The organism is Flavobacteriaceae bacterium (assembly GCA_014075215.1).
GTDB lineage: Bacteria > Bacteroidota > Bacteroidia > Flavobacteriales > Flavobacteriaceae > Polaribacter.
On record CP046177.1, the window covers coordinates 3,240,770 to 3,253,677 of the forward strand.

General features: G+C 33.8%; 12 protein-coding genes, 1 tRNA gene and 1 pseudogene. 8 read left to right on the plus strand and 6 right to left on the minus strand.

Annotation, left to right across the window (positions count from 1 at the left end; all coding sequences use genetic code 11):
* Positions 1–5: 5 nt before the first annotated feature.
* Positions 6–311, minus strand: a pseudogene (locus tag GKR88_16100) (transposase).
* A gap of 202 nt (positions 312–513) precedes the next feature.
* Positions 514–1,131 carry a hypothetical protein gene (locus GKR88_16105; GenBank protein QMU65650.1) on the minus strand — a complete coding sequence of 206 codons (618 nt, stop codon included), beginning with the start codon at positions 1,129–1,131 and terminating at the stop codon, positions 514–516.
* Between the two features lie 62 nt (positions 1,132–1,193).
* Between GKR88_16105 and GKR88_16110 the strand changes: the two genes are divergently transcribed.
* A complete protein-coding gene (locus GKR88_16110) occupies positions 1,194–1,724 on the plus strand; it encodes a TraM recognition domain-containing protein (GenBank protein QMU65651.1) in 531 nt (176 codons plus the stop codon).
* A gap of 127 nt (positions 1,725–1,851) precedes the next feature.
* Here the strand turns inward: GKR88_16110 and GKR88_16115 are convergent, their stop codons facing one another.
* Positions 1,852–2,244 carry a hypothetical protein gene (locus GKR88_16115; GenBank protein QMU65652.1) on the minus strand — a complete coding sequence of 131 codons (393 nt, stop codon included), beginning with the start codon at positions 2,242–2,244 and terminating at the stop codon, positions 1,852–1,854.
* Between the two features lie 464 nt (positions 2,245–2,708).
* On the opposite strand from GKR88_16115, the gene GKR88_16120 reads away from it, so the two are divergent.
* Both GKR88_16120 and GKR88_16125 read left to right on the plus strand, forming a co-directional pair.
* On the plus strand, positions 2,709–3,014 hold the full coding sequence (locus GKR88_16120; GenBank protein QMU65653.1) for a hypothetical protein: 306 nt from the start codon (positions 2,709–2,711) through the stop codon (positions 3,012–3,014).
* A 227-nt stretch (positions 3,015–3,241) separates the two neighbouring features.
* Positions 3,242–4,819 carry a resolvase gene (locus tag GKR88_16125; GenBank protein QMU65654.1) on the plus strand — a complete coding sequence of 526 codons (1,578 nt, stop codon included), beginning with the start codon at positions 3,242–3,244 and terminating at the stop codon, positions 4,817–4,819.
* Here GKR88_16125 and GKR88_16130 read toward each other — a convergent pair.
* From GKR88_16130 to GKR88_16140, 3 genes are all read right to left on the minus strand, one after another.
* Entirely contained in the window at positions 4,814–5,275 is a 462-nt protein-coding gene (locus tag GKR88_16130) for a DNA repair protein (GenBank protein ID QMU65655.1), read from the minus strand. The two genes, GKR88_16125 and GKR88_16130, sit on opposite strands and share 6 nt — an antisense overlap.
* A gap of 311 nt (positions 5,276–5,586) precedes the next feature.
* Positions 5,587–5,661, minus strand: a tRNA-Met gene (locus GKR88_16135).
* A gap of 92 nt (positions 5,662–5,753) precedes the next feature.
* Entirely contained in the window at positions 5,754–6,845 is a 1,092-nt protein-coding gene (locus GKR88_16140; GenBank protein ID QMU65656.1) for a hypothetical protein, read from the minus strand.
* Positions 6,846–7,324: 479 nt separating this feature from the next.
* On the opposite strand from GKR88_16140, the gene GKR88_16145 reads away from it, so the two are divergent.
* The 5 genes from GKR88_16145 (at position 7,325) to GKR88_16165 (ending at position 12,895) form a co-directional block, all read left to right on the plus strand.
* A complete protein-coding gene (locus GKR88_16145; protein ID QMU65657.1) occupies positions 7,325–8,206 on the plus strand; it encodes a GTPase Era in 882 nt (293 codons plus the stop codon).
* A 71-nt stretch (positions 8,207–8,277) separates the two neighbouring features.
* Positions 8,278–9,588, plus strand: coding sequence for a ribosome biogenesis GTPase Der (locus GKR88_16150; GenBank protein ID QMU65658.1), 1,311 nt, complete (start codon positions 8,278–8,280; stop codon positions 9,586–9,588).
* Positions 9,589–9,872: 284 nt separating this feature from the next.
* Positions 9,873–11,639 (plus strand): GAF domain-containing protein, encoded by a 1,767-nt coding sequence (locus GKR88_16155; protein ID QMU65659.1) that lies wholly within the window; start codon positions 9,873–9,875, stop codon positions 11,637–11,639.
* 27 nt (positions 11,640–11,666) lie between these two features.
* On the plus strand, positions 11,667–12,038 hold the full coding sequence (locus tag GKR88_16160; GenBank protein ID QMU65660.1) for a transposase: 372 nt from the start codon (positions 11,667–11,669) through the stop codon (positions 12,036–12,038).
* A complete protein-coding gene (locus GKR88_16165; GenBank protein ID QMU65661.1) occupies positions 12,038–12,895 on the plus strand; it encodes an IS3 family transposase in 858 nt (285 codons plus the stop codon). The genes GKR88_16160 and GKR88_16165 overlap by 1 nt, the downstream gene beginning before the upstream one ends.
* The last annotated feature ends 13 nt before the right edge of the window (positions 12,896–12,908 follow it).

Here is a 12,908-nt window from a genome sequence, read left to right on the forward strand (position 1 = left end):
TTTACCTAAATACATGACAAAAATTTTGTCAAGTTAATATTGTTTTGATTTACATGGTTTAACAGCACAGAAGCGATATAATCCAGTCCATATTTAAAAATACTTTTGGCCATTCTTCCGTGTTTTTTTATTTTGATAGGGTTTAGTTGATGTAAATATATACCTACTTTATAACAGCACACAAAAGCGATCATCACAAGTAGAACAAGTTTTTCAATACGCTTTATGTCTTGTAAATGTGTATTTTCAATATCAAAGCCACTTGATTTGATAGCTTTAAAACACCTTTCTATCAGCCATCTTTCTTTGTACTGAGGTTGAAGTAATAGATTCAATATCGAAAATTTAAATGCAGATTCTTCACGAAAATACAGATTCTTCTCAGAAATTAATAATGAACTACCTCTGACTTTTTATTTTTAACTCAAAATGAGGTGAAATGTACTCAAAAAGAGTAAACTGGAGATGCCAACGATACTTCTCGATATGTTTTACATCCAAAAACTTTCTGGTTTACCTTATTCTGATCAGGTCGGTAGGTGCTGTGCTTCCTCCACTACCACCGTATATGACTTCAAATAACCGGTATTTCCAGTCACTACAACCACACTCGCTAATTGCTTTAACGCCAATATTCAATTGCCCGCTATAATATGGCTTCACATCTTTGTAAGCAGTATCGTTAAAACTTCTAACCTGGCTATTTGGTATTTGCCATTCAAAAGTAAGATTAAAAGGTTGGTTTATGTTATACATCAATGTTGAATAAGTAGCTTTTAACTTTGTCCATCGACCAGAATAAAAATTATAAGATCCTATTTTTTGAATACTTACTTTATCACTATTTGGTAAACCAACCCAAACTCCTGTTGTTTTTTCTATGTTTGCTTCAGGAATACGAACACTAACAAAGCCTGCATTTTCTATATAACCAAACTTAGGAGCAACGGTAATTGTGTTATAATTTTGCGAAATTATTTCTATGTTAGAAGATACTGTCCAATTAATTGCACCAATACAAAATAAAGGAACATCTATACTATAGGTATTTGTTTTATTACTACATACGGTTGCATCTCCAATCAATTCAGTACCAGGCAAAGATACTGATGACTGTTGTGGATTTCCCATAATTTCTGCTGTTAACCAGCTAACATTTTCGTTGGTTAAATATATATGCTCTTCATTTTCTTATGGAAACTCCCAAATCGTATCAAAAGGACGTCTACGTGCTTTTAGATGAGGGAGGGAACTTGACACTACCCTCATTCGATACATGGATTACTGTTCTTAGAAAAAGGCGCGTCTCTCTAACGCTAATCTGCCAATCTCTCTCACAGATCGAGGCTCGATACGGCAGAGAAAAAGGGGTAACCATTATCAGTAATTTATGCAATCAGATCTATGCCCCTGGTATGCCACTCTCCACAGCACAGATGCTGGAAAAACTTTTGGGAACAACCACGGTAGCCTACCGTCAGCCGTCGAGAGATAACTGGGAGTTTCAAGAGAAAAACAGACAGTACACCGCTAGGAATCTCTTTACTGCTGATGAGCTTCGAAGGCTTGAACACCCTTTATTTATTACAGGCAATCAAAGAGCAACACTGCTTAAAAATATAAAGCCGTATTACAAGGATTTTTGGCTAAAAAGAAGGGCGAGAATGAGCATGCCTGATCTGGAATTTGCTTCACTTTCACCCTGTGAGTTTTTGGAGGTATAATCCATTTTTAAAATACCGATTCTATATATCAGCGTATGATCAAAACACAGTCCTCTGTGTTTTTTTAATAAAAAAAATCCGCCCACAACAAAATCGCTGTAGACGGAAAAGTAAAGCTGGGAAAACATTAAGCCTCGCCATCAAAAGAAAAGCTCAGGATATCGTTTTCCACACTCTCACGATAGGACTTCATTTCCGATTGTATCACTTGCACCAGTTTTTTCAAAATACTGGTATTGGTAATACGCATCTTCTCATCATGTCCTGAAAAGAAAATAACATACTCCTGTGAGCCATCGGCTTCTATCAGGAACGTTTTCATGTCGTTTTCTTTGGTCTTTACCGCAGAGTATTTTTGTACAAGAATGCGTAAATGCTCCAATCGGGAGATACGCTCTTGCACGGTAAAATCGGTGGGAAGCCTTTTGTTAAGAGCTTCCGACTTTTTTGCAACATTTGTTGCTCCTTTTTGAGTAGCCACTCCATTTTTTGGGGCTACTGTTTTTGTTTGTGTTGCCATGACTGACGTTTTTTTGTTTTGTGAAACATTAAATACCTCCAAGGGCGTTTCTTAGAATGATTTTGATTCCAAAAAAACCTGTTGAAGTGAAAAACAGGCTATCATAAAACCATGTTTTTTACAAGGGGCAAATCTGAGTTTCACCACTATTTAATAGGGATTTCATAAAAGTTTAAAGTTGTTTTTTAAAGGAATCCATGCTAGTATGGATTCTTGCGTGAAAAAATATTCACGCATTTTTTATGGCTTCCATAGCTTCGATGGGAGGCGTATTTCTTAACCCCTTTTTTATGAAACACCACCCGTTATATTCCCACAGTGAACGTGGGAATTTGCTTATTTTAGGGTGTACATTTCCCTTTTGATAATTGCTGTTTTAGTACTTTCTACAATCGGCAATCTCGAAGATGTCAAAGAATAAATAAAAAGTTCACATCTTTTATTTCTCTTAACCCATCTGCCCTATGTATAAATTACTCAACCCTAAAAACGAGCGTGGGGATTATGCCTTTAAAGGCAAGGAAATTGTTACCCGTGGCTGTAATTTAAACGTCTTGCAAAAAGACATTGACCATATCAAACGTCAAATCAGAGAGTATACCAAAAAACACACTCGTGATTACATTCTTTATTTTAGAAACGAACATGGAGAAGAAGTTCATGCTGTAGACAATATCTCACTCGGTGAGATAGAGGAGGAAAAACAAAAAGCAACTCCCAAAGAAGAGATTCAAGGACACAATTATTACGAACTCAAATATTGGGGATAACACAATTGTATCTTCTACGGATAATGCTATCCAAGAAATCTTAACATCCATAGCACCTTACGATGATTATGATCGGCTCAGGGCTCTTTTAGGGTGTCCTGAGTTTTGCGATCAGCAAATGGAAGATTTGCTAAAACATATGCAAGCATTGGCTGATCTACTGGTAGAAGATTATTTGGCAAGCCTGCCAAAGGGTGCTAAGATCACCTATAAGTAACCCTTGTTCTATGCAAAAAGCCCTTATTTATTGCCGAGTATCTTCTGAAGATCAAAAAAAGAATGGTCATGGACTGGAAAGCCAGGAAAGTAGATGTAGAAAATATGCTAAAGAGAAAAAATATGTGGTAGAAGAAGTATTTAGTGATCAAGCCGTCTCAGGAGGTCTGTTTGAGCGTAAAGCCATGCAAGAACTCCTTGGATATCTCAAATGGCACAAACAAGAACATTTTGTGATTATTTTCGATGATCTTAAACGGTTTGCCCGTGATGTAGAGATTCATATTAAACTAAGGCGATTGATTCAAACTTATAACACGACTGTAGAATGCTTAAATTTCACCTTTGAGAACAGTCCGGAGGGACGATTTATAGAAGTAGTCATCGCCGCTCAAGGACAACTGGAACGGGAGCAGAACCAACGACAAGTGATTCAAAAGATGACCGTTAGAATGGAAAAAGGCTATTGGTGTTTTCAACCGCCCGCAGGCTACCATTACAAAAAATGCAAGGTACATGGCAAACTTATCTCGCCTAAGTCAAAAGAGGTAACGATCATCAAACAAGCTTTAGAAGGTTTTGCCCATGGAAGGCTGTTGAATCAAAAACAAGTAGTGGCTTTTTTGGCTAAAAAAGGTTATCGGGGTGGCAAGCCCATCCATCTTTCTACAGCTAAAGCCATGCTACAGCAATCCTTGTATGCAGGTTATTACGAGTATCCCAAATGGAATATTGCATGGCGAAAAGCAAAACATAAAGCTATTATTTCTCTTTCTGTTTATATGAGAATACAGGAGCGATTGAGTGAAAAAATGATAGTAACAAAAAAAAGCGATACGCCTGATTTCCCGCTTCGTGGGCTTGCTAGTTGTTGCTATTGCGGAAAACTTTTTACATCAAGTTATTCCAGGGGAAGAAATAGGTACTATCCACTCTACAGTTGTAATGATAAAAATTGTACTGCCAAACCCAAATACATTGCCAAAGAAAAATTAGAAATGGATTATATTGATTTACTGGACACCTGTAAAATACAGCCTAACTGTGCATATGTATTAAAAGGAATGCTTATTGGTAGCTACAAAAAACAGATTGATGAGATTTCAGATGATCGAATTGATATACAAACCAAAAAAGAAGCTCTTGAAAAGCAAATTGAAACATTGACTGACAGAATCAGTAAAACATCCGATGAATTTTTGATTGTAAATTATGAAAAGAAAATTAATCAGTTGTATGGAAAGCTAAAAGAACTGGAAAAACCCACCCAAACCAAAGAGATTAATATCGACATCGGAACCGCTACTCAAAAAACCATTGAACTATTAGAAAATCCAGCTATTTATTGGAAAGAAGCAGATTTACAACGAAAAAAACTCCTGCATCATATCGCTTTTTCTTCTGCGTTACCTTATGGTAAAAATGAAGGCTTCGGAACCGTCCGAAAGACAGTCCTGTTCTCGCTTAAAGAGCAACAAGACAGGGGCAAGTCTTATCTGGTGCGCTACCTTAGAAAAAACTGGAACCAGATTTTAAAAGAAATCCAAAACATTCAATGGTTTTTCAAATGCCAGAAGAGTTTATCATAAGTCTCCATGATCTGCAAAACTGTAATACTCATTTTCTGTAATAATGATATGGTCTAAAACTGTGATGTCAAGAAATTTACCTGCTTTAGTAATTTTCTTAGTAATTTCATAGTCAGCTTTGGAGGGAGTTAGATTTGAACTTGGGTGATTATGACAAAGTGCAATTGCCTCTGCCGATGCCAATAATGCACATTGAAATACAACTTTAAGATCAATCACAGTTCCTGTAATTCCACCAATACTTAGTAAGTAGTAACCCAAAACCAAATTAGCTCGGTTGAGCAGAATAAGGTAGGCATGTTCTCTGTAATTAATTTGCTCTTTGGGAAAAATTTCTCTAATACACTGTTCTAAATCTTTAGAATTGGTAATTTTCGTGTTGGTCATAATTTTTTGTTTTGAATAACTCAGTTTAATTTCTCCTACAACAGATTTTTCAAAAAATAAATTTTCCATTTTAATCAATACTTTTTTGATGAATACTGAGCAAGACCAAAAAATGAAGGGCTAAATCCCACAGGAAGCAATTGGAATAAATCTTATGCCGAGAAAATTTCTGTGGGATTTTGACCAAGTTTATCTTGGCTCAGTAGCTCTCAAAAATGTTTGAAGGGAAAGTTTTATATGGATCAATATGAAAAATCGGAATGTTTTGGGGACTCAAATCAAACCAAAAAAGACTATAATAAACAGCTATTTGTTGTACCTATATTGTACCCAAAAAGAAAAAGACAGTTACTTTTTATCGTAACTGTCTCATTTTCAAGTATCGGGAGTTGGACTCGAACCATCAACCTTCGGGTTATGATCCCGACGAGCTACCTACTGCTCTATCCCGCGATTTGGACTGCGAATATACGTATTTTTAACATTTTATAAACCAAATAAAAGCCTTGATTTTACTTAGAGTTCAGTGAATGAATGTCTTAGAAAACTAGTAATACATACAGAAACTCCCTTCCGTAATTTCATAAGTACCTACACCCCCTAAAACAGGTAAGGCTGCAAATTCAAAAGTACCCACAATAACTCCCGCAGTAATGCTATGCTGAATGATGGTAATCGTTCCTTCACCACTATGAAAATCATTTGAGAAAGGTGTATAATCACTCGACGGTAAATCAGGAAAATTATTAAAACTGTAGGTTCCGGAAGAAATATTTGGGTCCATTCCAATAGTAATTGATCTGTTATCGGCATCCCGAACACTAAATGCCAGAGAACCAAAATTTCCATCATCCACCAAAAAGATCACGTCTACAAATTCTTCTCCATCTACCTTCGCAAAAAACTCATTTCCTTTTTCGAAAGGAATATCTGAAAATTGTCCGTTTGTAAACTCTTTTTTTTCTCCATTATTATGTCCTGTAAAACTAAAAGTTCCAGATATCCAAGAATTTGCATAATCGATCTCGGTAATCGTTATTTCACCTTCAATTTGAGTCCCATCAGAAATAGATTCCCAAACAACAAGATTGTTAAATTCAGTTGTATATCTAACAGCATTCGTTCGGTCATTTAAATCTGTCAATCCAAATTGATAGGTACCAACCCCGGCTTCATTCAATTCAATTTCAACTTTTTCACCATCTGGTCCACGAAAAGCTTCAATGGTAATTTTTCCTCCTGTAATTGTTCCGCTAGCTCTATCCGAAAAGAAAGTTTGTCCATCAAAATCGACTTGAAAGAAAGAAGAGAGTTGACAATCTCCTAATCTCTCTAATATGACACTCAAATCTTCTGATTCATCACCACATAATGCAATCTGATTTGCCAATGCACTCTTGTAAGCCAAACACAACGCTGTGTAGTTTTCTGCATTGACCATGTTCTCAAAATCATCTGCTGCATCGTCTGTACCATCATTTGCCGATTCACAGGTAACTTGCTCTCCGTTGAAGTTTAAAAAAGGATCCGTAAAGCAAGTTATAAATACCAAGCACATACTTAAACATAAAAATATATGCTTATCTCTATGTTTCCCCAATATGCGTTCAAACCCTTGTAAAACCTGACTTTTCATCAAAAGAGAAGAATTATTCTAATAATGATATTGTCGTAAAGTTAGGAATAGCAAGGCTTCTAAGTCGGCTAAAAGTTATTAGGGAATCTAACGGACAAGCATATAAAAATAATAAGATCTTGTTTCCTAATTTCTTCATCTCATGAATACCAACGTGTTTTAAACTCTATTATTTGATCTAATCACAAACCAACCAAAGTTATGCTTTTTTTATAACTTTTCAACAATTCACACCTTTAGGCACAGGACAAACGCGTTAAGAATACTGTATTGATAATCAGTTTTTTTTAGTTTTTTTATCCCAGAACATTTATGATGATCTTCAAAAATGGACAATTAGTAATGGTGAGTTTAAAGAATAATGAGTCAAACTATAAGTTAGATGCCAATTTTTTAACATAAAGATAATTTTATTGCTATATTCATAAAAGTTTAATGCGTTTACCCTGCCTTTAGACACAAAAAGAATCTATCTTTGTGGCATGACACACAAGGCGGGATTTGTAAATATTATTGGAAATCCTAATGTTGGAAAATCAACATTGATGAATGTTCTGGTTGGCGAAAATCTTTCTATCATTACTTCCAAGGCACAAACGACCAGGCATCGAATTTTAGGGGTCGTAAATGGAGAGGATTACCAGATTGTTTTTTCTGATACCCCGGGAATCATCAAACCTGATTATCAGCTTCAAGAGTCTATGATGGATTTTGTGAAATCTGCTTTTGAGGATGCTGATGTCTTGATCTACATGGTAGAAGTAGGAGAAAAAGAATTGAAGAATGAAGAATTCTTCAAGAAAATTATCAATAGTAAAATTCCAGTGATTCTCTTATTAAATAAGATTGATAAGTCAACTCCGGAAGAAGTCAAAGAAAAGATCGAGTATTGGCGAGAAAAAGTTCCGAACTCTTTTGTTTATGTGATCTCAGCATTGGAAAAATTCAATGTAGAATCTGTTTTTTACAAGATCATAGAATTACTTCCTGATGCTCTTCCCTTCTATCCGAAGGATCAACTAACCGATAAGCCGGAACGCTTCTTTGTAAATGAAAAAATACGAGAACGTATTTTAATACATTATAAAAAAGAAATTCCATATGCTGTTGAAGTAATGACAGAAGATTTTATAGAGGAGGAAACCATTATTCGAATACGTTCCGTAATTATGGTAGAGAGAGATACTCAAAAAGGGATTATTATCGGGCATAAAGGAGCAGCTATTAAACGTGTAGGTGCAGAAGCCAGAAAAGATCTTGAATATTTTTTTGACAAAAAAGTCTATTTGGAGCTTTTTGTAAAAGTCAATAAAAACTGGCGATCCAACGACAATGAATTAAAACGTTTCGGATACAATACTTAGACTCGAATACCCTACAATTCTTCTTACAAATAATGAGTTCCAAAATAGTATCTTTGCCCAAATTCTAATACATGAACAATATCGTTGCCATTGTAGGAAGACCAAATGTCGGTAAATCAACACTCTTTAATCGTTTCATCCGTAAGAGAGAAGCAATTGTAGATGCTGTTAGTGGGGTTACCAGAGATCGACATTATGGCAAATCTGACTGGAATGGAAAAGAGTTCTCTGTAATTGATACGGGCGGATATGTAATAGGGTCCGATGATGTTTTTGAAGAAGAAATCAGAAAGCAAGTTCAACTGGCCATAGAAGAGGCTGACATTATTATTTTTGTAGTGGACGTGGAAGAAGGAATTACTCCGATGGACGCTGAAGTTGCCAGAATACTCAGAAAAGTTGAAAAACCCGTTTTTATTGCTGTCAATAAAGTTGACAATGCCATGAGAGTTGCCGATGCAGTTGAATTTTACAACCTGGGATTAGGTGATTACTATACCATATCATCTATTAACGGAAGCGGTACAGGGGAAATTTTAGATGCAATTACAGCCATCATGCCCGAACCTGAAGAAGTTGATGTAGAAAACGAAAGGCTACCAAGATTTGCAGTGGTAGGAAGGCCAAATGCCGGAAAATCTTCTTTCATTAATACATTGATTGGGGAAGATAGAAATATTGTAACTGATATTGCAGGAACTACAAGAGATGCTATTGATACAAAATACAACCGTTTTGGTTTTGAGTTCTATCTGGTAGATACAGCCGGAATCAGAAAAAAATCCAAAGTAAAAGAAGATTTGGAATTTTATTCTGTAATGCGAGCTGTAAGAACCATTGAATATTCGGATATTGTCATTTTAATGGTAGATGCTTCTCGCGGTTTTGAAAGTCAGGATCAAAATATATTCTGGCTGGCAGAAAAAAATAAAAAAGGAATTGTTATTTTAATCAATAAATGGGACTTGATAGAAAAAGAAACCAACACCATACGTGATTTTGAAACAAAAATAAAAAAACAAATCGCTCCTTTTACAGATGTTCCTATCATTTTTATTTCTGTTCTAAATAAACAACGAATCTTCAAGGCTATTGAAACAGCCGTTGAAGTTTTTGAAAACAGAAAAAGAAGAATTACTACCGGTAAATTTAATGAAACCATGTTAGAGATTGTAAAAAATAATCCGCCACCAGCAACAAAAGGCAAATTCATTAAAATTAAATTCTGTATGCAACTGCCTACCAAAACTCCACAGTTTGTGTTTTTCTGTAACCTCCCTCAATATGTAAAAGAGCCTTATAAAAGATACGTTGAAAATCAGCTAAGAGCACATTATATTTTTTCCGGAGTTCCTATTGTCATTTACTTTAGACAAAAATAAATGTTTTGAATTCTCTTAAAACTATTCAGTCATATAATTATAAAACCCAAAAAGTAAGGTTTTTACTAAAAATTGACCAATATTTTGATATTCCTTAAATTTGTATTTGAATATTCATTTAAAAGAAATCATTAGAACATCTTTTAAATATTTGAATCTTTAATTTTTTTTAATTCATTAAATGGCAATATAGGATATAACATTAGAGCCCTTTAACAGGTATCCAAAAAACATAATTAAATTGATAACGGACCATCAAAAATTTGTAATCGTAAAATGACAGTATGAAAATAGTCACATCTAATTTGAATGAAAATATGGAGTTGCCCTTACAACTTACGATTTCCTTTCAAAAAGTTTTTTCGCTATTCAAAAAGTATGCATCAGAAGAGTTTAGTAATCATCCTTATCACAAATCTTCTTTGGAAATAGTAGAAGATTTCAAAAATTACCCCGAAGAACTCATAGAAGGCTTTTCAGATTTTTCTTTGTTAGAAAAATACCAAGACCAAATAGATTTATTGTTAGATCCTTTATTTCCGGAACTACTACTTTTAAATGAAATTAAAGCAGCAAGTATCCCTTTTTCATTTACCTCATTCAAATTTACAACTCGTTTTGAACAAATCTTAAATAATGCCGGGGAACATTATAAATTAAGTTTAAGAAATTTTGAAGAAGATACAATGTATATTATGGCCTGTACTTTTATAATGAATCTCTATTATGGGTTTTCCATTGACTTAAAAAGGCCTTTCTTTTTCGATATTCCTGATAAAAATTCAGGTATTACAAAACATTACCGAACAGCTTTTAACGGAGATTTTTCAGAAATAATTCCTACTAAAAATGCACCAAAGATCACTGAAGAAGATTATAGAGAGCTATTAGATAATTTTGAAAACATAAAAATCTGGAAAGAAAAATTTCCCCCTGGCAGTTATATTTTTAAAGGATTTGGCATCATGAATTTATTTGATGTAACTGCTGATGAAATTATTTCATCTATAAGAACAAATCTATTAAGAAGTAGTGATAATTTAAATGAAGAGCTACAACACGACTTACGTGAATTTTTTGAGATTAAAGATCTGATGTTAGGTTTTTCTATCTTTACTATTGAAAATGGCCTAAATCAGCTACGGGTAAAGATGTCTGAAAGTACGCTATTTACTTTTATGTCTGAAATTTCTTGTTCAAATCATTTTTGTCATCATATTGTAGGAAAAATATTTAATCAATATGAATCCGTTGCTATTTCAGATGTGGAAATGTACGGACAAAAACACGGTCATAATCCCTTTTATCATCAGCTTCATAAGGTCGGGATAGGTAGTATTATATTAATACCTGTTAAAGCCTCAAATAATAAAGATCTTACCATTATTGAAATTGCTTCGCCCAGACCATTTGAACTGAATTCGATCAATCAAAATAAATTAAAAGATATCATATCTGCTTTTGAAATTGCCGTAGAGAGATTTATAGAAGAGCAACAAAATGTGATAGAGGCTACCATACAGGAACATTATACGACTATACATAGTTCCGTAAAATGGCGTTTTATTGAAGCTGCTGAAAAATATCAAAGAGAATTACAAGAAAAAAATCAGGACATAAAACCCGATCCTGATGAAATTATTTTTGAAAACGTATTTCCGTTATATGGGCAATCAGATATTAAGGGCTCCTCATTGGCAAGAAATAATGCTATTAAAGAAGATTTGGCCACACAGCTTATGCTAACAATTAATGTATTGAGTGAGGCCTATAAAAAAGAAAAATTGCCCATTTATGAAGAACTTACTTTTAGAGTAAGCGAATACCTGAATGAAGTAAATTCCGGATTAAAAGCCGGTGATGAAATCAGCATATTAAACTTCTTAAAACGAGATATTTATCCGGTATTTAAACACGCAAAAAGAAATCATAAACCTTTGAGAAAAGAAGTTGACAAGTACATGGAACGTCTGGATGATAATTTGCATGTTATATATGAAAAACGAAAGAATTATGAAAACAGCGTTACCATGTTAAATGACCCGTCCTGAAATATGTATACAAAAAACAACAAGTATATGTATAAAAATGATGGATATGTAAGACGTTATAGTGAGAGTTTTAAACTCAAAGTATTAGCAGAACTTACCAAAGGAAACCATTCCAAAAGACAAATTGCCTTAACTTACGGCATACAATCTAGTACGATAAACGTATGGATTAAAAAATATGACCGTAAAGATTTAATGAACACCCGTGTAACCGTGCAAACAGACGACGAATTATCCCGTATTAAAGCCCTTCAAAAAGAGCTAAAACAACTCAAAGATCTTCTTATTAAAAAGGATCTAGATAAACTTGTGAATGATAGTTATCTTGAAGTAGCTGCTGAAAATCTTGGCTATAAAAATGTTGAAGAATTAAAAAAAAACTTAAACATAAAGCCTTAATGAAAATAGCACCGATTAATAGAAAAAAAAGAAGGTACGCCATCGCTACTATTTGTAATGCTTTCGAGTTAAAAAGAGATGCTTATTACAAATATCAAAAAAGGTTTGTTCTTAAAAAACAAATAGAACAAAATGTAATAATGCTTGTTAAAAAAAGCAGGAAAACATTACCCAGAGAAGGTACTAGAAAGCTAATGAAATCCTTACATAATGATTTTAGGAAACAGAATATAAATATAGGTAGAGACCAGTTATTTAGAATCTTAAAAGAAAATAATTTGTTAATTAGAAGGAAAAAATATTCTTCTAAAACAACCAACTCTTACCATCGTTTTTATAAATATAAAAATATCATAAAAGACCTGATCATTAATAGACCTAACCAAGTTTGGGCTTCGGATATTACCTATATAAGAACTATAAATGGATTTTGTTATTTAGCACTTATTACTGATATGTATTCAAGAAAAATAGTAGGCTATGATATTAGTGATAGTTTAGAACTTAAAGGCTGTGTTAGAGCTTTAAATAAAGCTATTTATCAAACTAAAAATACCGAAGAAATCATACATCATTCTGATAGAGGAATACAATATTGTAGCAATGTTTATACTCAAATTTTGAAAAGAAAAAAGATACAAATCAGTATGACCCAAGAAAATCATTGCTACGAAAACGCAATGGCCGAAAGAGTTAACGGAATTTTAAAAGATGAATTCTTCCTCGACCAAACATTTACAAATATCAATCACGCCAAAAAAGCAACAAAAAATGCAATCAAATTATATAATAATAAAAGATTACATTTATCTTTAGATTATAAAACACCTAATTACGTGCACAAAAATGTAGCATAAATTTTAATAATTA